This is a genomic window from Bradyrhizobium sp. USDA 4501 (assembly GCF_054062115.1).
In genome coordinates this window covers 5,600,781-5,620,764 of record NZ_JBSSEX010000001.1, presented here as the reverse complement: position 1 = coordinate 5,620,764, position 19,984 = coordinate 5,600,781, and the positions used below count along the sequence as shown (strand labels likewise).

Genomic DNA, 19,984 nt, shown 5'->3' with positions numbered 1-19,984 from the left:
CGTCGAAATCCTGTTCTAGTATGACGTCGTGGGCGACCCGCGACCGGACACGCGGGCACTCGGGATGGGAGCGTACCGATGGACGTCAAGGCTGTTCTGCCGCCGCGTGGCCGCGACTATCGCCTCGATCTGCTGCGCGGCTTCGCCAACTGGGCGATCTATCTCGATCACATCCCGAACAACGCGGTGAACTGGATCACGCAGAAGAATTTCGGCTTCAGCGATGCGGCCGATCTGTTCGTGTTCATCTCCGGCTACACCGCATCCTTCGTCTATGCGCGCATGATGCTCGAGCGCGGCACCGTGATCGGCGCCACCCGCCTGATCAAGCGCGCCTGGCAGATCTATGTCGCCCACGTCCTGCTGTTCGTGATCTATATCGCCGAGATCGGCTATCTCTCCCAGCGCTACCACGACCCGAACCTGCAGGACGAATTCAACGTCGCGGGCTTCATGCACAATCCGGCCGAGACGCTCTATCAGGGCCTGATCCTGGCGTTCAAACCGGTCAACATGGATGTGCTGCCGCTCTATATAGCGCTGATGCTGTGCTATCCGCTGGTGCTGTGGGCGATGCTGCGCAAGCTCAATCTGACGCTGCTGGCCTCGTTCCTGCTCTATCTCGCGGCGCGGCAATTCGGCTGGAACCTGCCGGCCTATCCGTCCGGCTCATGGTATTTCAATCCGTTCTGCTGGCAGTTCCTGTTCGTGTTCGGCGGCTGGTTCGCGCTCGGCGGCGCGAGCGAATCGATCACGTTCATCCGCTCGCGCGCCTTCCTTTGGCTCGGCGGCGCCTATCTGCTGTTCGCGCTGGTCATGACCTTGGCGGGCCGCTTCCCGGAGCTCGGACAGGCGATGCCGGCCTGGCTCTATGACGCCTTCAATCCGAACGACAAGACCAACCTTGCGCCTTATCGCGTGCTGCACTTCATCGTCCTCGCCTTCTTCGTCACCCGCTTCCTGCCGCGCGAATGGCCCGGATATGAATGGCCGATCTTCCAGCCGATCATCAAATGCGGCCAGCAGTCGCTCGAAGTGTTCTGCACCGGCGTTTTCCTCGCGGTCATCGCGCATGTGCTGCTGGTCGAGGTCTCCGGCAGCATCTGGATGCAAATCGCGGTCAGCATTGTTGGCATCGTGCTGATGACCGCACTCGCCTATTACCGCTCCTGGTCGAAGAAGGTCGACAAGGCGCCCGCGAAGGTACCCGTAGCTGCGCAGACGCCCGTGGCCGCGCAGACGCCAGCGACCGCGAAGCCGGCGGAGTAAGTGACGGCGCGCGGCCGAAGCCGCGCGCAACGTGCAAAGTAGCCTGCTATCTCGCCAGCGGCTTGCCGGCCGTCTCCGGCGCCAGGGCGATCAGCGGCAGGCCGACTACATAGATCAGCGACAGCATCGAAATCGCCAGCGGGAAGCTGCCGGTGCGGGCGGCGAGCGCGCCGATCAGGGTCGGGCCGGCGGCGCCGAGCACGCGGCCCATGCTGAAGGCGAAGCCGGAGCCCGAGCCGCGCAGCGCCGAAGGAAACATCTCCGGCAGCCAGATCGTGAACAGGCCGAACACACCATTGGTGAAGAAGCCGAGCACCGGCAGCAGCACCATGAACAGCGTCAGGCTGTCGAGCCATTCGATCGCGACCTCATAGGAGACCACGACGGAGATCAGCCCGCCGACGAAGAACAGCACCGCGGTGCGGCGCCGGCTGCCGAGCCAGGTAGTTAGCCATGGTACAAGGAGGCAGCCGATCAGCGTGCCGACATTGGTGATCAGGCCGGCCACCGCGCCCATCTCCTGCGCGTGCGCCGGCGTCGCGCCCGCGGCGACCAGCTTGGTCGAGATCACGGTCGGGGCCCAGAAGTTCGACGACCAAAGGCCGAAGATGATGCAGGCCATCATCAGCGCCGCGGCCCAGGTGGTGCGCGCCTGGTCGCCGGCAAACAAGGCCGCGACCGACGGCTGCTCGTGCGCAGCCCTGCGCTCGGGTTCGGGAATGTTGCTGCGCAGATACGCGATCAGCAGCGCGGGCAGAATGCCGAGCAGGAACATGCCGCGCCAGCCCAGCGTGCTGCCAATCGCAAGCGTGACGGCGGCGGCGAGGAATAGCCCGGTCGGCGTCGCCGTGTGCAGCCATCCGGCGAGCCGCACCCGCGTATTCTCCGGCACGGATTCCTGCAGCAGCGGCGTGCCCGCGGCCCATTCGCCGCCGATGCCGAAGCCGGCAACAAAGCGAAACAATGCGAACATCACGATACCGGTCGCAAGCCCGCACAGCGCCGTGAACAGCGAGTAGACCAGCACCGTCCAGCACATGATCCGGACCCGTCCGTAACGGTCCGCGGCCCAGCCCCAGACCATCGAGCAGGCCCAGCCCAGCATGAAGATCGAGAACAACAGCCCGCCATAGATGCCGATATTGGCCTTGCTCGGCTCAATGCCGCTGGCCGGCAGCAATTCGCTCAACGCGCCGACCAGGATGTAGGCGTACATCGACGAATCGAAGCCATCGAGCATCCAGCCGAACCAGGTCGCCCAAAACACTTTTCGCGGCGACACTGCGCCAGGCGCCGCGACCGACGGCGCTACGGCATCAACGATGCTCTCAGTCATGTTTCCTCGCACGTTTCTTTTGTGCGGCGGACTATGACGAGGTTTGCGCGCCGAGACACCACCGGCAAACGGGACGGAGGTATCCGGCATGAGAATAGCGACGCCGATCACATCGACGTCACTGCGAACGCCCGCTCCTTCTACGAAGCACGCACGGAACGCCGGAAAATGTAGAAAGCGATGATGACCAGCGGCGGCACGGCAAGTGCGAGCCAGGAGGCTGGTCCCAGATCCCGTCGCCGAGGGGCGCCGAGACCTGCCCGAACGCGATAACGGCAAAGATCAATACCGACGCCGGAAAGATTTACGCGATCTCGCTCCCGACATCAGGATCGCTCCGCCACATGCGCGCGTGAGCGGGGATAAGATCCGTGAAACCTTCGATTTTTGGCGGATGCCTTCGACAACGCGAGCCTTGCAAGCTGGGATCAATCCCGTTTGGATCGGGAAGAATGTAGGAAATGAATGCGTCGTAGTTGAACTCAGACATTGAGTTCGACGGGCTGAGAGTTCGACGGGCTGCTTAAATAAGAGCGGGTCCGAACCGGGCCGGATCGCGCAGCTGAACAGGAACTGGTTCGAAAAAATCTACATCAGACATGCAAGCTAAACACGTTGTAGTGGCTCGATCAATCTTCATCTCGTCCGGCGAGCATCAACACCGTCCCCCTCCCCGCGCCTGGGGATGATGGTGCGGTTCGCTCGACGCGGCGCGATCAGCTTGTTAAGCCGCCTCTCCGCAAGGGCAATTTGAGTCGGGACATGACCGTAGCGATCGAGATGGGACAAACGACGGCCGGCACTTCGGCGGCCATCGACCTCGAGGAGCTATTGGCGACACGCCTGCTGGTGCAGGGCAACTCGGGTTCCGGCAAATCCCATCTGCTGCGCCGGCTGCTGGAGCAGAGCGCCCCCTGGGTGCAGCAGACCATCATCGATCCCGAAGGTGATTTCGTCACCCTGGCCGAACGATTCGGCCACCTCGTCATCGACGCCGAGGACCACACCGAGCGAAGCCTGCAGGTCGCCGGCGAGCGCGTGCGCATCCATCGCGTCTCCACGGTGCTCAATCTCGAAGGGCTCGACGCGGAGAACCAGATGCGGCGCGCCGCAGCCTTCCTCGGCGGGCTGTTCGACGTCGCCCGCGATCACTGGTATCCGATGCTGGTGGTGGTGGACGAGGCGCAGCTGTTCGCACCGGCGGTCGCGGGCGAGGTGTCTGACGAGGCGCGCAAGCTTTCGCTCGGTGCAATGACCAATTTGATGTGCCGCGGCCGCAAGCGCGGGCTTGCCGGGATCATCGCAACCCAGCGGCTGGCGAAGCTCGCCAAGAATGTCGCGGCCGAAGCGTCGAACTTCCTGATGGGCCGCACCTTCCTCGATATCGACATGGCGCGCGCCGCCGACCTGCTCGGCATGGAACGGCGGCAGGCGGAAGCCTTCCGCGACCTCGAGCGCGGGCAATTCATGGCGCTGGGACCTGCGCTCTCTCGCCGTCCACTGGGCTTGCGCATCGGTCCGACCGACACCCAGCCGCGCAATGCGGCGCCGCGGTTGATGCCGCTGCCTGAAGCGGCACTGGAGGACGCGCGCGCGATCATCCTCGCCGCTCCGCCGCCGGAAGCGGCGCGGCCGCAACGCCGGACGCCGTCGCCGGACCTGCTCAGCCAGTTGATGGCCGCCAAGCAGCCGGCAGCGGAGCCAGATCCCGAAGCTGCGGAGCCGCCGCCGAGCGCCGAGCAATTGGCCGAGCGGCGGGAACGGCTGGACCGTATCCTGCGCGCCATCCTCGCCGAACCCGACGCAGGCTTTCGCGCCATCGGCGTGCTCTATCAGGAGTTCGTGGTCCGCTGCCGGATCGAGGGTCTCGGTGCCGTGGTGCCGGAGCTGACCGACTTCCGCCGGATGCTGACGCGCGCCCGCGCCGGGCTCGGCGCCGATGTCGCGGACGACGACGCCTGGCAGGACGTCTCGCTGCGTGCGGCCCTGCTGCCCGAGGACATGCAGGGCGTCTTCATGATGATCGCGCGCGCCGCGAAAGAGGGCTGGCCGTGCCCGAGCGATGCCGCGATCGCCCGCGCCTACGGCACGCATTCGCTGCGCCGCGCCCGGCATCTTCTGACCTACATCGAGGAACAAGGCCTGATCGTCTGCCAGCTCGACGGTGCCGGTCGGCGGATCGTCACCCTCGTCGAGCTCGCCTGGGCCACCGCCGCGGCCGACCCGAATGTGGACGACCAGGCGGCGGAAGCAGCCTGTAACGGCTCGTCGCTGTGATCAGGTGCTGAGCAGGCGTTAAGTGTTGAGCGGCATCGCGGAAGCGCTGCAAGACTGGAAAAAGGCCCGCCAGGAGGCGGGCCTTTTCATCTTTGCCGGTTGAGGGATCTTGGTTGCGGAGGGCCCGCAACAGGCCCTCCACAGCCGCCTATCTCAAGCCCTTACGCATGCTGCGGCTGCGCAAGCTGACTGACCTGCATCGCCGGCGGATCGACAACCGAGGTACCGCCATGGCCGTCGCTCGAGGCCGTGAATGTGGAAGCCATGTAGTTGCCCAGCAGCGCAATGCTGGCGGTGACAGTGCCGTCCGTCACCGTGAGCGTTCCGCCCGAGGCGTTTCCGCTGAAGGTCGGCGTTTGAACGTTCGCGAAATTGATATTCGCGAAATCGATCGTGTCCGAACCGGACATCCCGGCGACAGTTCCGGTGAAGCTCGCGGAATTGTCGAGCTTCAGCGTCCCCGTGCTGCCCAGGAACGTAACGGCGGCGTTCGAAGCCCCCGTCAATTCCAGGGTGGTACCCGCTGCGATGGTGGCAGTGCTGGGGCTCTCTCCCGTTACGTTGAAAGGCTGCCAGACACCCCACGCACTGCCATCATAGGCCCGGATCCAGAGCTGGTCGGTGCCGGAACCGGCCTGATAGGTCGTCTGGGCAAGTTGTGCCGAAGTGACGTCGATCTCTGTATTCGCAGACTGGTTCACGCCGTTGACATTCCAACGCCCGTTCGTGTTGGAATCCCACAACGCATATTTCGTGATGGTATCGCCATCCGCGTCCGTCGCGCTGACCAGGCTCGAAGCCGCGAAGACCTGCCCCGAGACTGTCGTCACGTTCGAGACCGAGACTGTCGGCGCCTGGTTCGTTGCGGTGGCCGTGAAGCTCTTCCAGGCGCTCCACATGCTGCCGTCATTGGCCTTAACCCAGAGCGTATCCGATGGCGAGCCACCGGGGCCGAAGACGTAGCTCACCTGTGACAGGTTGGCCGCGCTCACATCGATCTCGGAGTTGGCGGCCTGGGCGACACCGTTCACAACCCAATGGCCGTTCCCGCCGGTGTCCCAGAAGGCGTACTGGGTGATCGTATCGTTGCCGACACCATCACAAACTATCAGGTGTGGGATTCGACGGCGGATGCGAGCAGCGGGCACTGGGTGGTCGGGGGAGTCGCCCAAGGCACCAATGCCGCCATCAATGTCACGGCAGCCCAGCTTTCGAGCACAAGCTTTCAAAGCGGCTCGGGTTCGGACGATCTCTGGGTGAGGGCTTACGACGGCTTTGCCTGGGGCGCGTGGAAGGAGTTTCACGTCACCGCGCCGGTTGACAGCGCTCCGTTGGTGACCGCGTCCGACTTCCACGCGACGGCCAACCAGAGCGTGGCCGCCTTAACCCTGTTTTCAGTCTCGGATGCCGACGGCGACAGTATCGCACAATATCAACTCTGGGATTCGACGCCGTCGGCAAGCAGCGGCCACTGGAGCATTGGCGGGAATACGCAGCCCACCGGCACCGCCATCAACGTCAGCGCGGCCCAAATTGCGAGCACGTCATTCCAGGGCGGTACCGTGCCTGACGACCTCTGGGTTCGCGCCAGCGATGGCATCAGCTGGAGTGCGTGGCACGAATTCCATTTCATCGTCTAGGGAGCGGCCCGCGTTGCGGAAACGCCGTGATCTGCACCCAATCGGTCGACGACACGAGGCCCGATTGTCCTCCCAAAGCAAAATGGCCCGCGAAATGCGGGCCATTTTGTCGGAACCGGTTGGTCCGGACTTGGTTGCGGGGACGCGCAACAAACGCCCCCACAGACTGGCGCCGATCGTGATTTCGTTGAAACTATAAGGGTTTAGCGATTGGTCTGTTCTTTGATTGGTGGCGAAGTCCTGTCGGCGTCTTTAGCGAACCTATATGGCTAGGCGTGACCGGCCTCCTTTGTCACTATGCGGCTTCAGCCAGCTGCGCGCGCAACCGGATTACCCGCACCCTAGCCACGCCCTCACGGAGCGCCATGGCCGCAGAAATCTCCTTGTAGCTCGATCCTGCGGCAACGGCGGACAGCAGATCCCAATTGGTTTTGCCGATCCGGCCACGAATGTCAGCAAGTTCGCTGCGAGCTTCCAGGGCTTTATCAGGGTGGGCGGTCGCGAAATGCTCGCTCAACGGTTCACGACGAGCGATGCGATGACGTTCGCGGCGCCTGCTGGTGGCGACGACGAGCCGGACATCTTGGTCAGAGGGAGCGTCCGATGCCGATTCCAGAACAAAGTTCATGGCGGCCTCGGTGCCCCAACTACGGTCACCAACCTGATGGTTATTGCTGAGATTGCTCTGAAGACGGGCGTAGACGCCCCAGGGGTGCGGAAGGTCCGCCATTGGGTCTCATTCCTTGTTCTGTGCAGGCCGCTGTTGGCCTACGGGGAGACGACAATCGGTCCGTCCGGGACGAGCTTCTTCCAGGTAACCTCTAACCGAGACGCTGTGCTGGTCAGAAGGGTAGCCTGGGCGCGCTAGAAACGAGCCGATTGCCGCTAACGTACACGGTTCTGCTAAAATTCAAAGTGCTGTGCAGCGCGAAGTTGTGTCGCGCTGCACATTTTCCCCTTAGTCAGTCATCTGGACGCGATAGGAGTCGGACCATTCCTTCCGAAATCCATCCAGCAGCTTGCGCGCGTCCTCGTTGTTGTAAGACAACACGCTTTGCGTCCGGGCCAGGGAAAGCAGAAGCAGGTCGAGGGCAACCACAAGGCCGTCAACCCCCTCCGCATTGGTCGGTGGTTCGCCGGCCTCCCCGGGTTCTTCCGCAGCGGAAACCACATTGGCCTTTTTCAGAGGTTCGTAGAGTTTGCTGAAAAACGGATGGGCGGTGTTGATCGTCATAATCACCCGGCCGAACCGGTTCTCGACGTGGTAGAACGGCCAGTATTCGTCGTACTTGAACGTAATCAGGTACTTCGACGACTTAACGCGTTCAAACGCCTGTTCGTCGGTTTCGCCGTCACGCTTGAGGGTCAAAGCCAGGCCACGCAAGTTGTCGTCGCGCTGCTTTTCCTCCTCGGGCGACAGTGATTCCACGTTCAACGGCTTCATCTGGAAGCCGTCGGTGTCGCTGGCTTTGCTTTCCGCCTCGCTACGCCCGGCCTCCAGCTTTGCCGCGGCCTGCTTGCTCTGGAACCGCTTGATTTCTTCGGCGATAGCAGAGACGTCGTCGCGGATTTTCCGATTGATCGCCTCGACGACGTACCCCTTGAGGCGCACACCCTGCTTGTTGGCGGCGACGCCGAAGGCCTCGTCAAGGATACCAGGGAAGTCGATCTGGACTCTATACCAGTTTGCGACGCTATGCTTGGGCACAATCTCACGCATCGGGCCGGCATAGACCTCGCGGTCGTTCCTGACGATCGAAACGGTCATCCCGTCGAATACCCGCAAGTCGTTTTTCTGGACCTTTCGGGACAATCCGAGCCAGGACTCAAAAGGCAACGCATACAACTTCACCGTGACCTTTGCGGTTTCTTTGGAAGCCTCCGAGATCGGAACGTCAACTTCCTTGGTGTCGATCAAGCGGCTCTGGGTGGTCACCAGATCGGGAATGCGGGCGTGGCGGGCGTTGGGCATCCAGTAGGTCGGATCGAAGATTTCGACTTTCCGATTGTTCACGAATAGGGCGACGCCGTTTGCCAGCACCCGCCTATAAACTCGGCCCATTTCCTTTACGGCGTGATCGACCAAGGTTTGAGCCTTCGCATAGCTGAGCCTATCGCAATTCGGAAGGAATACGATTGTGCCGGATGCGCCCAAAACCTCGTTCAGATCGTCGCTGGGCAACGCGAGAAAATTCTGTTCGTTCTTGTCGGGAAACACCATGGTTTCAGTGAAAAGACCGGCGACGTCCGAAGGCAGGTCAGTCGAGAAGACCGGGTCCGGCAGCTCGACCGAGTTAGCCCGATCCTTGCCGATGTCCTCGACGTCAAGGGTCATCTTGTAGAAGGCTCCCTTTTCCTGCCAGGAAAAGAGCTCCAGCACGGGGCTCATGCTCAGAGCGGCGGTTTTCATCCCCATCCCAAAGCGGCCGATCCCCTCGCGATTTCCGTAACGCATGGAGCCGCCGAAAGCGGTTGCCATCTTCAGGACGTTGGGAGACATGCCTTGGCCGTTGTCGTAAACGGCCGCGTCGATCTCGTAGCTACCTCTCGTCCCTCTCTGGCGGAAATAGATACGGACTTCGTTCGCGCCTGCCTCGATCGCATTGTCCACATGCTCGCAAAGCGCGGAAGTGGTGTTGTTGTAGCCAACGTCGCGCAATGACGCGATGAGCGTTTGGGCGAAGAACAGGGGGACAGTGGCATTCTCCTTCAAGATGCGGTTCATCACCGTCTTGCCACCACGCGGGGCGTCTGTAGCCCAGTTAGGCGCCGCAGCGTTTTCGGCCTGATCGCGATTGCTTTCTGGGGTATCCAACATTTGCTCTCTCCATGTTTTGTGGTGTCGGCTGTTCGACACCGGGCGAGGCCATCATTGGCTCTCGATCCTTAGGAGATGGCGTCGGCAGATTGTTACAAGCCAACTTCCTGGATCGAGGTCTGTGGCCCCTCGGCGGCGCCACTCCATGTCACGTCAACGCCGCAATCCCGCGACTTTTCCAGGGACCGCCAATCATTATCTCATTGAATCCCAACAGCTTACATGAAGATTCTGGGCTGACCCGCTTGTACAATGCGGTATTCGGCCCATACTGAATGCATCACGCGTTCCGTTTCCTCCTCTGAGGTACGGCCACCCGATCACGCCTTCCGGCGTGATGGAAGGCCAACTCAAGAGGACACATCTTGATGGATAATTCCCCATCGGTGCTCACCTTGGCTATCCTCAAGCGCGATACTGCAGGCGCTTTGGCAGCGATCAATGAGTCGCTTAAGGCGGGCCATGATCTGAACGTTCCTGACGCCATGGGACGGACTGCGCTTATCGAGGCGATAGTCTTCGAGGAGTACGAGGTCGCTGCTCGTCTTGTCGACCTACAGGTAGACGTGACAATCGTCGACGCCTACAAGAAAGATGCTCTGGACTATATCTGTGATCGCAATATACCCGGACTGCATGACCGGATGATTGTCATTTACGATTTGCAGATCGGTCAAGAAAATCGGGCGCGCTAAGAGCGCGCCCTTTTTCGTTGACTATGTTTCTGTACCAACATCGAGATCCCTTTCCCCTGCATCACTGGGCTCGATATCCGGGTTCAGCCATTCGCTCATTGGTCGGCTCACAAGCCTCGCGTTGATATACGCCAGCTCGCGCGAATAGACCGTGATCCCATAAGAGGCCGATTTATTAATGTAGCGAAGAACGAGTGCGACATCGGTCGTATGGTCGTCGAGGAGACACAGCGGAAGCAGGAGACTGATTGTATCGAGATCTGGATAGTAGCAGGGAATAGCCGTCTTGAAATTCTGGATGACGCGGGCTCGCGCGCGATCTTTGGCGTGATTGATTACGGCAAGGATATCGCGTTTCTTCTGTCCTCCTTCGTCATTATTTATTGCGTGAACGTACGCTTTCAGCCATGCCTCGTCCCTGTTGTTCGGAACACCTCTTCCTATCATAGAATTGGGCATATGACGCTCAAGAAACTTCAAGGGATATCTCCCTGCCTCTATGCCGTCGTCGATTACATGCTCTTCTTGAATAATTATTTCGGCGTTGCCGTCGAAGAATGTGTGATGCAGCTCCCGAACATATTGCGCCGGAGGTGGAGGAACCGGAAAATCGTGAATAAAGTTGAAGGTGCGGCGCCCCTCTCCTTGAATGCAAAACTCTAAGAAGCGGTATTGCGGACGGCGCTTCCCTTTGTATCTCTGAAAGAGCGCGTAGATCGGTCGATTCCACTTGTCGGACAGCCCGGTATTGAAGCAAGCGAGGTCTTCAGAGAAAGCGATCTTGTCTTCATAGACCAGCCGATAAAAAGTGTAGCGCAGATAGTTCTCAGCGATCCCATGCGGGCGACGTCCCTTGAATGACCAAGACTCGTCTCGGCGACTGGCTATTTCAGCGAGATCTCTCGCTGCATCTCTGATGTTGATTTCAGCCCACTTGGTAAGAAGGGTGCCATGGGAACCCTGCCGCTTTCTTTCCAATATTTCGAGTTCGAGTCTATAGCCCGCAATCTTTTGGCGGATACCCTCCTTTTCCGGATCATGCTCCGGCTGCACATCAAGGGAGATGAGCTCAAAGCCACGGGGCGTTTGCGCGAAACGCACGCGCGCATAGGAACCGAGCACCCGGCTAGGCGACGTAAGCCTTGCTACGTCCTCGAGTGCAAACGAGAACATTTTTCCATCGACGTTGACCTCGCCCTTTTTCTTCTTGGTGTCGTATTTTTGAACCCGTCCCCATTGGGTCATTTCAATCGCGGACTCGTTAGTATCCGTCGGCTTTGCGGCTGAATCTGTTCGCATTGGCTTTGATAAGGGCTTGCTATCTTCAACCGAAGTGCCCTGGTGATCGTCCGTAGGAGCCTCAGATGGAAGCGTCCCTTGCGCCTCGATTAACTGCCTCTCAAAGGGCGTCCCCGGCTCTCGATCGTGGCTGTCGGCTAGCTGAGGCCCGACTTCCTGCATTTCGTTAGGTAGGAGTGTAGTTTTGCGCGCTTCTAATTGCCTGGATAGAAGTTCCTGAAACTGTTCTGCGAGCGCTTCATCGTCGGGTGTCAATCCGGAACCTTGATGGAGCAAACCGCCGGTCAACGATCCATCGAGGTTCCGGCTTGTTGGCTGGTCTTCTGGCACCGACTTTGTCTCCGGGGGTATGAGGTCTCTATTTACTTCGTCGAGCTCTTCAGCACGCATCGAGGGCTCGTCAACCGTACGAGATTCTGCGTGGCTATTATGCGGAAAAGCCGCTTCTTCTTGCGGAGCAGCAAACTTAGCCGCCTTAGCTCGTCTAGCTAGCTCATGTTCAAATTGTAGAAGCCGAAGGCTTCCGTCAAAGCCCTCTAGGGCGACGTGATGACGCGCGAAGGCTGCGTCATATAGGAAATCACCAATACCGCTAAATCGACCAACGGGTGCCGAAAAATTGGCACCGACCCACCTCGCTTCGTCCGACAAGCGGATTGTCCCTTGTCGGATACGATTATTAATTTCTTCGGCGTCGAGCGGCTCCGACCACGAATTGTCCCCCTCAAGAACTTCCCATTTAGTCATCAGGGCACCACGGGTTTTGGAAATAACGGACTCAGCTAGTCGTTGACTCGCCTGATACACCACGTCCATGGTGCTCCTGTTCTTAACTCCCCCGCCCAGGCGACCAACGCGCCACCAGGGGCGGCGAGCCCGGCGACTGGGTCAAGTCGTAGGCGGCGTTATGCGGCAAACATGACGCCGCCACCTTTTTGCCCCCGGTGGACTATTTTTTCAACCTCAACGGGACACGCGAAAATCCAGTTGCTTTCGCGCAAAGAAACGCTAATCTTTGTGCATTGAAGGTGTTTGCCGCACTTTCATGATTTCGGGTGTCTTTGCCGGACACTCAAAGTCTCTGGAAACTCGTTGGCCTGCAATAGCAGGGATAGCTGGCCCGTCTGGCCATTCTCTCCTTACACACAGGCCTGTCTAGTCCGCGGACCCCTGAGCGCGGTCGCTCTGTTTTTCCTGGCCACGGGCATCGTGGACAGAAGGCAGGTGGGGTGTGTTCGCGGAAGCTCGTCATTTCGACGATCTTGAAGCACTGATTGATCATAGGCGCGCGCCGAGCGATGCTGGCTGGTCTCATGAATGGGACTGGTCACTTCCCGAGCTTGGCGAATTCGACAACTACGGCAAACGCCTCGGCAACAAGCGTCTGAGCCAATATCAATGCCTTAAGGTCGGGCCGCTCGCCGACGCCCTTGAGGAGATCGGGGAGATTGACGCCGCGCACGCGATGCGCCGATGCGGCTGTTACGTGATCGTCGATCGCTATGAGCGCGGCAGCGTTTTCCGCGCCATGAACGAGTGCAACCACTTGGTCTGCCCCACGGCGCAACGGCGCCGTGCCGCAAAGCTGGTCGACGAGAAAGGCGCCGCGATCGAGCGCTTCATCTCGAAGCGTCCCGACAGTCGTCCCCTCATGGCTACCCTGACCACACGGGCGGTCCCCGCCTATGACCTGTGGGTTGCGGTCAACCAGATCCTCGAAGCTTTCCGAAAGTTGATGCGCAGGGTTGCGGTTCGGCGAGCCTTCCTTGCGTGGCTCCGCTCGCTCGAAATCAGCCGCAATCCGCAGACGGGCCACTTCATGGTCCATCTGCACTGCATATTCATCGTCGGTCCCAACTACAAACCGGGAAGCAAGGAGTATCTCTCCTTCGAGCAGTTGCGTGCCGCCTGGAAAGCCAGCCTTCGCGCCGACTACGACCCGATGGTGCGCATCGAAAAGATGCGTGGCGGATTCGCGCCGCTCACCGTAACGGGTCGCAAGTCCCTGCAGGAATCCCTTAAGTACTGTTTCAAGCCCAGCACGATTATTTACGCCAAGAAGGGCGGCAAGCCCGCCATTGTCGGCGCCACCGTACGCGAGCTGTTCGACCCGAATGACGGCAAAGGCGTGCGTTGGATGACCAACGTGCCGTTGCGCGCGATTATCCAGGCGCTGAAAGACCGTCGCCTAGTCGAGACCTCCGCCAACCTCAAGGGCAATCTCGACCTCGATTTCACCGACGATCCAGATGCCGAGACTAAAGCTCACGAAGCGGAACTCGGCGACTTCATCTGTTCGGACCTCTACGCCTGGCGCGTTGTGCGCGGCCGAGGTGACTTCTTTTTCGTAAGTCGCTCCTTCGAGCGACCCACAAGCGAGGGAGGATTCGCCATGGGACCGTAAGCGCTCTGCCGGCGTGATGCCGGGACGTGCCTGCCAATTTATCTGAACCTAAAAAGGAACTTCAAATGAACGTCTGCGAACTGATCGTGAAAGGCCCCGTGCTGCACCTCAAAGAGTCGCGCAACGAACGCGGCCAAATCATTGGCTATACGATGCAGCTGATGAAGAAGGGCTTGAAGGGCTACGACCTTCTCAACATCAAGCTGTTCGAGGGGGCCAAGCCCGAGAACTTCAAGGAAGGCACCATCGTAGAGCTGGCGGTGGACTACTCGGTCTTCGAGAGCAACGTCTTCTTCCGGGCGATCCGGGACCTGAAGGCGCCCGCTGCTCCCGAACGCGCAACTCCGGCGCCGGCGCCGTCTCCGAAAGTCGCTTAAGGGTGACGGATGCGAGCGACCCCGCCGCCTTCTTTGATGCGATCGACTGGTTGGCGATCGATCCCGGCCTGGTCTGCGCCTTCTACGAGGCGACAGGCCGGCCGATGGAACAGCGGGTTCTGCTTCGGCCCCCTACAGACATGGCAGATCGCCACGCCTGGCAGCGCCAGTGCTTTGCCGACCTGATCGCCATGCAGGGCCGGGGCTGTCCAACCTGTTCAAGCTGACGGCTAGGCGCCGCGCATACCGCGCGGCGCCGCCCCTCTCTTCCTTCATACGGGATCATCATCATGCTTATTCTGTTTTTAAGCGGCCTGATCATCGCAGCGCTGTTCGTCACGTTTATCTGCACCCGCAAGTTCGCTCTCATGCCGGAGCGCGACCCGGCGCCGCCACCACCACCAGCGCCCCCTGTAAGGCGCGCTGCTGCCGTCGAGAGCGTTCAACTCGATCCTCCAATTCCACTCGACTATCCTCATGATGACGCGCATGCCAAATGGATCCGCGACATGGCTGCAAATCAGCGGGTGCACGGTTGGGCAGAACGTGAACGCGGCTTCGAGAAGTACATCGAAGACATCAAGGCGGGGCGACGCCAATGAGCCCGCTCGGCGATGCAGCGAGATCAGAGCTGGCGGAAACCGCCTATCGCGAAACCAAGGCACACGAGGCTGACTTCCAGCGGCGGGTGCAGGAAGCCCGGGCGGAACGGGACCGGGCGATCGCCGAGAAGAACGGCGTATTCCTTCCACCCGGCAGTGGCGACGCAGGCATTCAGTTGCGCTTCTATCCAAACGGCATCAACTTCGGGCGGACCATCGAGGACGGCGAGTTGACACAGATCGATCTCGTGGTGCCCGTTCGCCAGATACAGCACATGCTCGTGGGCGGCGTACCCGGAAGTGGCAAAACCGTATGGCTTCACGCCCTCGTGTCCCAACTCCAGGCTTCCAATGAGGTCGAGCGGCTTTTCCTGATCGATCTCAAGGGGGGCGTCGAGTTCGTACGGTATGATGGCCTTTGGAACGTCGCAATATGCAGGGACATCGAACGGGTCGCCGATGTCTTCCAGGAACTGGTCGCCGTTCTGCGCGAACGCCTTCAACAATTGCGAACGCGAAAGCAACGCACCTGGCCGGGTCAGCGAATCTTCGTGGTCGTCGACGAGTACGCGATGCTTCACGGGTTCATTGGCGAGGCCAAAGCCAAAGGCCAGAAAGAACTGGCGGTCCGCGTGTCGAATGACCTCCGGGAGCTGGTGCTGATGGCGAGAGCCGCCGGCATCGTGCTGATCTGCGCCCTGCAGAAGCCAACCAGTGATGCGATCGACTCGAACTTGAAAGCAAACATGGGCTTCCGGGCCTGCTTCCTGGTCAAGACGAGACAGGCGGCCGAAGCGGTGCTCGAAGCATCGGGTGACGATCTGCCGATTGATCCTCGCAACCTGCGGGTCGGCCGCTTCGTGCTCGATGACGGGCGCGCGTACCGTCGCATACAGGCCCCAATTACGCCAGGTTTGGATCTGTCGGGTGGCTGGTAAGGATCACCAAAGGAGCCGAGCGAGCGAGCACGGCCGCGCAAGCGGCCGCGCGCAGCGAAGCGCGGCGCCTTTCCTTGATACTAGTATAATGCAACATCTCGACAGACGCCCTATTCAGGCGAACGTGGCGAAGAGCTGACGGGCGTTGCATGGCCGGGAGGATACCACAGGCCGGGCTGAGGCGTATGGGTGAAGGCACGGCTGGCAGCCAGCGCGATGCAAGCGAGCACCATAAGGCCCGCAAGACCTTCGACCGCGAGCGCGAGACGGCTCTGACGCCCGGCGTAGATCGCGTTGGTGCGTGCCGCGTTCCCTTCAAGGCCTTCCTTGGCGGCATTCGTGAGCCAGAGTGGCCGGGTAACTGCGGTCGCAGCCTCTATGCCGGTACGAGCGTTACCGTTCTCGATAACCCGGTGAAGGTATTTGGCGACGACATCGCGGTCGCGCATGGGAACGACTATCCCGCGTTGACGGAGATAATCGCGCATACTGGTTACGGTGTCGCGACCGCTGCGAACGGTCAGGGTCATAGACCATGTGTGTATGAACATGGGTTTTGCTTTCTTTGGATTAATCAACAAGGAGAGAAACGCGCCGCGACGGCCGCCAAGCGGCCGGAAGCGGAGCGTTCATTTTCCTTGATACTCTCGCAATTGCGGCGTTATGATTCTCGGACCCCGGACGTGTGTGATCGGGGTTCTAGTATGTTGCTCGGCAAGGCCAAGCGCGAAAGCCCCGGTGCGAGCGGGGCTTTCGTTTTTGGAGGGAACGGAAATCCCTTCTCCTGCCCCACTGTTATCGTTTTATCACCTCAGGGCTTCGGCTTGACGCATTCAACGCTTAATGGTTTGTATTCGCCTGTATGAGCGAAAGCGTCGTGTTCGTTTGCGTGGCTTTGGCGTCCATTATCCGATTTTGAGCGATCGTCTTCGCATTCTGCGTGAGCCTCGGCCCGGGAATGAGACCATTGGCTGCGCGTTCGGCAAAGGCGTAATAAACTTGATCCGTGTTTGTCTCGGACAGCCCCGCCAAAGGCCCGGGCCCTTTGAATGAGGTCAGCGTCCAGGTCGGGCCGACTGAGTTAAGATTTTTGACCACGACGAATTTTGTATAGCCGGCCAGTTCACCAGCTTTCGCTCCCGTGAGCTTTGTCTGGCTCGCGATGTGAGCGGTATTCATGGCCATATGCACGGTGCTTTCGATGCCGAGGTTCGTCGCAAGCGGTGTGTCGGCGATGGTAGGGCAAGCGAGCGAATCGACTTTCCGGCCGAATTTCACGCTCGCTCGTTTGTCAGCTTCCATCTGCGCTCTCAAGTCGGCAATTGAGTACGTCAAAGGCACAGAGATAAAATGCTCGCGCTGAACATCCAATTTCGCCCCAGCGCCGAAAGCGAAAGGACCATTCGTATAGGTGAAGGATGGAGCGAGGGACCCGTCATCGTTCACTGTGAGATCGAGTTCAACCGCGATGACGTAGTCTCCGGCGGTCATGTCAGCGCTGTACTGGTAGTTGGGGTCGGCGATCACGGCTAGTTCGCACGTGACTTCTTGTACGATCGATTTCAGACTGGGAGCGTTGGACTCGTCGCGCGGCACATCGAAGTTATCGACGGCACAACCTGAAAGAAATAGACACAGAAACGCCAGCAGGGCGTTGGCTCGAATATTCATGGTGAACAACCTTAGCCAGGGTATGGGCGGCTGTTCGGGGGACAATTGCCCGGATATATTTGTCCAGTGCCCCCTAAAGCAGTGCCATAGGCGGTGCAGTCGTTTGAGTTCAAATTCTTGATGCAGATCGGGGTAACCCCCGGTTGGGTGAAATTGACGAGACAGATTTGCTGAACCGCGTCTGGATTCCTGCGCTGTAACTCAGCATCGGTTGATGCTCCAGTAATCCTGCGCAGCTTAACTCTCAGCTCATCGTCGCTAATTTGACCGGTTAATGAGCGAGCGGCCTTCCAATACATCGCACGAAAAAAATCGAGCATTTTGCGCTCAGCTTACCAAAATAAAAAACTCCTTTACGTTTTCAACCGTCCACTCAACAACCAGGAAGCGCAAGGGCTTCGTACGCAAAAACCCCACAAGTTGTAAACTTGCAACAATCGCTTCGTTGTTATCGGCGAACTGTATGCCGCAACTTTTTGTCTATGCAGACACAAAGGGTAATGCACTAGCGTGCGCGCTTATCTTCGGGATTGAAATCCGCCTCTCCTGCCCCATACTGCGTTCATTCCATATACCGTTTCATTCGTTCCACGCATCTTCGGTTGCGATGGAGTATTCATGGAGATAAGCAATGTTGGTTTTGAAACCGGGCTACAACCCGCCGGGCTACAGGTGGACCTTTCCCCTTGATGGCACGGATAGCCCTGAGGGCATCGACATGACCGGCGTGCCCCTGGGGGCGATCGGCAAAGGCGTGACCATCAACGGCGACCTGATCCTCAAGGACACCGGCCTCAAGGAATTGCCGGAAGGACTGATCGTGACCGGCAACCTCGACCTGACCGGCACGGAGGTCAGGTCAATTCCGGAAGATGCCAAGATCGGCGGCAAGATCATCGGGCTGCCGAGAAGAACTGTCTAGCGAATGCAAAGAGCGCCCATCGGCGCTCTTTGTGTTGATAGTTACGTTTCACGGCCAGTCACCGCCCTCGTCGCCTGCATCGATGACGGCCGGACATTCCTGGCCTTCGGAAGCGGGACGAAAATTGACGCAGAGCCCGCCGAAGCCACGTCCGTATTCGGCATGCGCGGAGATGATGCCGTAGTGATCGGCCACCACGCTGGCTGCCCGGGCCACGGCAGCCTCTATGCTGGCGATAAGCGCCCGTTGGGTGTGTTCATCTAGCGTGGAATCGCTGATGGCGTCGCAGAGATCGTTGACGTTGAGGATCTTGGTCATGGCGGCGCCTCCTAGTATTCGTCGGCCCGCATGATCGTCATCACGCGCTCGGTGACGGCCGGATCGGCCGGGTCGGGCGAGCCCATGGTGCGGTTGAGATCGTAGTAGTCGATCTTGAAGAAGAAGCGGTCCGAGTTGAGGTCGATCGAGCCGAAGTCGCGTTCGCCGTGCGGGTCGTTGTCGCGTGTGAAGCCGTCGAACTTGCGCACCGCGTCGAGCAGCTCGGCCAGGCGATCGGGTTCGAGGCTGGTCACGCCCGGTGTGAGCAGGACAGTGCCGCCGATCGTCAGCTCACGGCGGAAGCCGTCGTTGAGGTCGCGGATTTTGACGGTGTTAGTGTGGTCGGTCATTTGGATTCTCCCTTGTTGTCGGCTGCGTCATCGCGGCCGGTCGGGAGTATTCAAGGCCCGCAGCTTCAGCGGGCAGGCACAGGGTGGGTTCGCGCGAGGCTCCGGCGCGCATGCTTTGCGCGTTGGATACGCGTGGATGCCCTTGCCGGCACGCGCTGAGGGCCTACTCCCCGACCTTACCGGCCGGGTGGCGCGGTCCTTCAAGGGGAGACTGCGAACGGCTACACTGATGAAGCTAAGCCGTATGAGACGACGGTCAGGCGAGAGCCGGCTCTTTGAGCCTTACCACCAGCTTTCGAGCCGCCGCGACGAGACTTGGCAGGTTGTCCTGCGTAATGCTCCAGATCAGCTCAGAATCGACGTCGCGGTATTCGTGGCGCAGGAAGTTGCCCAGCGTTTCGATCTTGCCCCAGGCGATATCAGCCGCGATCTCCTTCACCTCCGGGGGCAAGGTCTTGGCAGCCTCCGAGATGATGAGCAATCCGTGCTCCACGGCACGCTGCAGCACCCACGAATCCTCAAAGTCCATGCGCGATACCCCGTCGAGCGCGCGGCTAATGGCCTCGGCTTCTTCGATGATGTGCAGGAGGCGGATAAGGGGCGTCTTGCTCGGGGGCATTAGAAGATACGGATCGCCTCTCGCTCCACGTCATCCCGTATGAACTTGGAAAGCCCGTCCCGGGTACCGTAGTCGACGTCGACCGGCAAAGCCGCTTTTAGAACGTCGTAGGCGCCCACGAATGCGTCGAGGTTCAACCTCGTGCCGGGAGCGCGGTCGAAGAACACGTCGACGTCGGAATCAGGGCCGGCTTCGTTTCGGGCGTAGGAGCCGAAGAGATAGAGTCCATCAACGCCAAAGGCCCTCAATTGCGGTTCTACGGACTTCAAACGCGAAATGACTTCTGCGGTCTGCATGGCAGCACAATAGCACAGCAGTATGGATTTCGGCAAAACCGCATTCTGACGCCGAAAGTGAGCGACGCATCCCCTAGGCAGATTTGCAAATACGGAGAATGCAGCGCGCCCGACGCTGGCTTCGCTGCCGCCCGTCAGGAAAAAATTGACCTC

Annotated in this window: 21 protein-coding genes; 11 read left to right on the top strand and 10 right to left on the bottom strand. The window is 59.9% G+C overall.

Going from position 1 to position 19,984, the window contains the following annotated elements; all coding sequences use genetic code 11:
• The first annotated feature begins 78 nt into the window (after positions 1–78).
• Positions 79–1,269, top strand: a complete 1,191-nt coding sequence (locus ACVWZM_RS25720; RefSeq protein WP_057018168.1) for an OpgC domain-containing protein — start codon at positions 79–81, stop codon at positions 1,267–1,269.
• Positions 1,270–1,315: 46 nt separating this feature from the next.
• On the opposite strand, the gene ACVWZM_RS25715 is transcribed toward ACVWZM_RS25720, so the two are convergent.
• Positions 1,316–2,605, bottom strand: coding sequence for an MFS transporter (locus tag ACVWZM_RS25715; RefSeq protein ID WP_057018169.1), 1,290 nt, complete (start codon positions 2,603–2,605; stop codon positions 1,316–1,318).
• 762 nt (positions 2,606–3,367) lie between these two features.
• On the opposite strand from ACVWZM_RS25715, the gene ACVWZM_RS25710 reads away from it, so the two are divergent.
• Complete coding sequence (locus ACVWZM_RS25710) at positions 3,368–4,882, top strand: helicase HerA domain-containing protein (protein WP_456855262.1); 1,515 nt, start codon at positions 3,368–3,370, stop codon at positions 4,880–4,882.
• A gap of 161 nt (positions 4,883–5,043) precedes the next feature.
• On the opposite strand, the gene ACVWZM_RS25705 is transcribed toward ACVWZM_RS25710, so the two are convergent.
• The gene (locus tag ACVWZM_RS25705; RefSeq protein ID WP_076828113.1) at positions 5,044–5,913 is read right to left on the bottom strand and encodes a hypothetical protein; all 870 of its coding nucleotides are present in this window, start codon (positions 5,911–5,913) and stop codon (positions 5,044–5,046) included.
• A 6-nt stretch (positions 5,914–5,919) separates the two neighbouring features.
• On the opposite strand from ACVWZM_RS25705, the gene ACVWZM_RS25700 reads away from it, so the two are divergent.
• On the top strand, positions 5,920–6,522 hold the full coding sequence (locus ACVWZM_RS25700; RefSeq protein WP_456855261.1) for a hypothetical protein: 603 nt from the start codon (positions 5,920–5,922) through the stop codon (positions 6,520–6,522).
• Positions 6,523–6,817: 295 nt separating this feature from the next.
• On the opposite strand, the gene ACVWZM_RS25695 is transcribed toward ACVWZM_RS25700, so the two are convergent.
• Positions 6,818–7,252 (bottom strand): hypothetical protein, encoded by a 435-nt coding sequence (locus ACVWZM_RS25695; protein ID WP_456855260.1) that lies wholly within the window; start codon positions 7,250–7,252, stop codon positions 6,818–6,820.
• 228 nt (positions 7,253–7,480) lie between these two features.
• The gene (locus ACVWZM_RS25690) at positions 7,481–9,340 is read right to left on the bottom strand and encodes an ATP-binding protein (protein ID WP_456855259.1); all 1,860 of its coding nucleotides are present in this window, start codon (positions 9,338–9,340) and stop codon (positions 7,481–7,483) included.
• A 368-nt stretch (positions 9,341–9,708) separates the two neighbouring features.
• Here ACVWZM_RS25690 and ACVWZM_RS25685 point away from each other — a divergent pair, with 368 nt between their 5' ends.
• Entirely contained in the window at positions 9,709–10,035 is a 327-nt protein-coding gene (locus tag ACVWZM_RS25685; RefSeq protein ID WP_456855258.1) for a hypothetical protein, read from the top strand.
• 21 nt (positions 10,036–10,056) lie between these two features.
• On the opposite strand, the gene ACVWZM_RS25680 is transcribed toward ACVWZM_RS25685, so the two are convergent.
• Positions 10,057–12,150: a DUF3825 domain-containing protein gene (locus tag ACVWZM_RS25680; protein WP_456855257.1), complete on the bottom strand. Its 2,094-nt coding sequence runs from the start codon at positions 12,148–12,150 to the stop codon at positions 10,057–10,059.
• 415 nt (positions 12,151–12,565) lie between these two features.
• On the opposite strand from ACVWZM_RS25680, the gene ACVWZM_RS25675 reads away from it, so the two are divergent.
• From ACVWZM_RS25675 to ACVWZM_RS25650, 6 genes are all read left to right on the top strand, one after another.
• Positions 12,566–13,738 carry a protein rep gene (locus ACVWZM_RS25675; RefSeq protein ID WP_456855256.1) on the top strand — a complete coding sequence of 391 codons (1,173 nt, stop codon included), beginning with the start codon at positions 12,566–12,568 and terminating at the stop codon, positions 13,736–13,738.
• 26 nt (positions 13,739–13,764) lie between these two features.
• On the top strand, positions 13,765–14,115 hold the full coding sequence (locus ACVWZM_RS25670) for a hypothetical protein (protein ID WP_456855255.1): 351 nt from the start codon (positions 13,765–13,767) through the stop codon (positions 14,113–14,115).
• 2 nt (positions 14,116–14,117) lie between these two features.
• Entirely contained in the window at positions 14,118–14,342 is a 225-nt protein-coding gene (locus ACVWZM_RS25665; protein ID WP_456855254.1) for a hypothetical protein, read from the top strand.
• 63 nt (positions 14,343–14,405) lie between these two features.
• Positions 14,406–14,717 (top strand): hypothetical protein, encoded by a 312-nt coding sequence (locus ACVWZM_RS25660; RefSeq protein ID WP_456855253.1) that lies wholly within the window; start codon positions 14,406–14,408, stop codon positions 14,715–14,717.
• Positions 14,714–15,655: an FtsK/SpoIIIE domain-containing protein gene (locus ACVWZM_RS25655; protein WP_456855252.1), complete on the top strand. Its 942-nt coding sequence runs from the start codon at positions 14,714–14,716 to the stop codon at positions 15,653–15,655. The genes ACVWZM_RS25660 and ACVWZM_RS25655 overlap by 4 nt, the downstream gene beginning before the upstream one ends.
• A 185-nt stretch (positions 15,656–15,840) precedes the next feature.
• Entirely contained in the window at positions 15,841–16,521 is a 681-nt protein-coding gene (locus tag ACVWZM_RS25650; protein WP_456855251.1) for a hypothetical protein, read from the top strand.
• Here ACVWZM_RS25650 and ACVWZM_RS25645 read toward each other — a convergent pair.
• On the bottom strand, positions 16,496–17,326 hold the full coding sequence (locus tag ACVWZM_RS25645; protein WP_456855250.1) for a hypothetical protein: 831 nt from the start codon (positions 17,324–17,326) through the stop codon (positions 16,496–16,498). The two genes, ACVWZM_RS25650 and ACVWZM_RS25645, sit on opposite strands and share 26 nt — an antisense overlap.
• Positions 17,327–17,957: 631 nt before the next feature.
• Here ACVWZM_RS25645 and ACVWZM_RS25640 point away from each other — a divergent pair.
• Positions 17,958–18,248 (top strand): hypothetical protein, encoded by a 291-nt coding sequence (locus tag ACVWZM_RS25640; RefSeq protein WP_456855249.1) that lies wholly within the window; start codon positions 17,958–17,960, stop codon positions 18,246–18,248.
• A gap of 48 nt (positions 18,249–18,296) precedes the next feature.
• Here the strand turns inward: ACVWZM_RS25640 and ACVWZM_RS25635 are convergent, their stop codons facing one another.
• From ACVWZM_RS25635 to ACVWZM_RS25620, 4 genes are all read right to left on the bottom strand, one after another.
• Positions 18,297–18,566: a hypothetical protein gene (locus tag ACVWZM_RS25635; protein WP_456855248.1), complete on the bottom strand. Its 270-nt coding sequence runs from the start codon at positions 18,564–18,566 to the stop codon at positions 18,297–18,299.
• Between the two features lie 11 nt (positions 18,567–18,577).
• Positions 18,578–18,916, bottom strand: coding sequence for a DUF3768 domain-containing protein (locus ACVWZM_RS25630; RefSeq protein WP_456855247.1), 339 nt, complete (start codon positions 18,914–18,916; stop codon positions 18,578–18,580).
• 256 nt (positions 18,917–19,172) lie between these two features.
• Complete coding sequence (locus ACVWZM_RS25625) at positions 19,173–19,535, bottom strand: HepT-like ribonuclease domain-containing protein (RefSeq protein ID WP_456855246.1); 363 nt, start codon at positions 19,533–19,535, stop codon at positions 19,173–19,175.
• The gene (locus tag ACVWZM_RS25620) at positions 19,535–19,831 is read right to left on the bottom strand and encodes a nucleotidyltransferase family protein (protein ID WP_456855245.1); all 297 of its coding nucleotides are present in this window, start codon (positions 19,829–19,831) and stop codon (positions 19,535–19,537) included. Before ACVWZM_RS25620 ends, ACVWZM_RS25625 begins: the two co-directional genes overlap by 1 nt.
• Positions 19,832–19,984 lie beyond the last annotated feature (153 nt).

Coding starts and splice junctions, on each gene's coding strand:
- ACVWZM_RS25680 (WP_456855257.1), bottom strand. CDS start 12,150: ATGGACGTGGTGTATCAGGCGAGTCAACGACTAGCTGAGTCCGTTATT.
- ACVWZM_RS25630 (WP_456855247.1), bottom strand. CDS start 18,916: ATGACCGACCACACTAACACCGTCAAAATCCGCGACCTCAACGACGGC.
- ACVWZM_RS25645 (WP_456855250.1), bottom strand. CDS start 17,326: ATGAATATTCGAGCCAACGCCCTGCTGGCGTTTCTGTGTCTATTTCTT.
- ACVWZM_RS25685 (WP_456855258.1), top strand. CDS start 9,709: ATGGATAATTCCCCATCGGTGCTCACCTTGGCTATCCTCAAGCGCGAT.
- ACVWZM_RS25655 (WP_456855252.1), top strand. CDS start 14,714: ATGAGCCCGCTCGGCGATGCAGCGAGATCAGAGCTGGCGGAAACCGCC.
- ACVWZM_RS25660 (WP_456855253.1), top strand. CDS start 14,406: ATGCTTATTCTGTTTTTAAGCGGCCTGATCATCGCAGCGCTGTTCGTC.
- ACVWZM_RS25635 (WP_456855248.1), bottom strand. CDS start 18,566: ATGACCAAGATCCTCAACGTCAACGATCTCTGCGACGCCATCAGCGAT.
- ACVWZM_RS25690 (WP_456855259.1), bottom strand. CDS start 9,340: ATGTTGGATACCCCAGAAAGCAATCGCGATCAGGCCGAAAACGCTGCG.
- ACVWZM_RS25650 (WP_456855251.1), top strand. CDS start 15,841: ATGGGTGAAGGCACGGCTGGCAGCCAGCGCGATGCAAGCGAGCACCAT.
- ACVWZM_RS25715 (WP_057018169.1), bottom strand. CDS start 2,605: ATGACTGAGAGCATCGTTGATGCCGTAGCGCCGTCGGTCGCGGCGCCT.
- ACVWZM_RS25720 (WP_057018168.1), top strand. CDS start 79: ATGGACGTCAAGGCTGTTCTGCCGCCGCGTGGCCGCGACTATCGCCTC.
- ACVWZM_RS25640 (WP_456855249.1), top strand. CDS start 17,958: ATGTTGGTTTTGAAACCGGGCTACAACCCGCCGGGCTACAGGTGGACC.
- ACVWZM_RS25710 (WP_456855262.1), top strand. CDS start 3,368: ATGACCGTAGCGATCGAGATGGGACAAACGACGGCCGGCACTTCGGCG.
- ACVWZM_RS25625 (WP_456855246.1), bottom strand. CDS start 19,535: ATGCCCCCGAGCAAGACGCCCCTTATCCGCCTCCTGCACATCATCGAA.
- ACVWZM_RS25700 (WP_456855261.1), top strand. CDS start 5,920: ATGGCCGTTCCCGCCGGTGTCCCAGAAGGCGTACTGGGTGATCGTATC.
- ACVWZM_RS25620 (WP_456855245.1), bottom strand. CDS start 19,831: ATGCAGACCGCAGAAGTCATTTCGCGTTTGAAGTCCGTAGAACCGCAA.
- ACVWZM_RS25695 (WP_456855260.1), bottom strand. CDS start 7,252: ATGGCGGACCTTCCGCACCCCTGGGGCGTCTACGCCCGTCTTCAGAGC.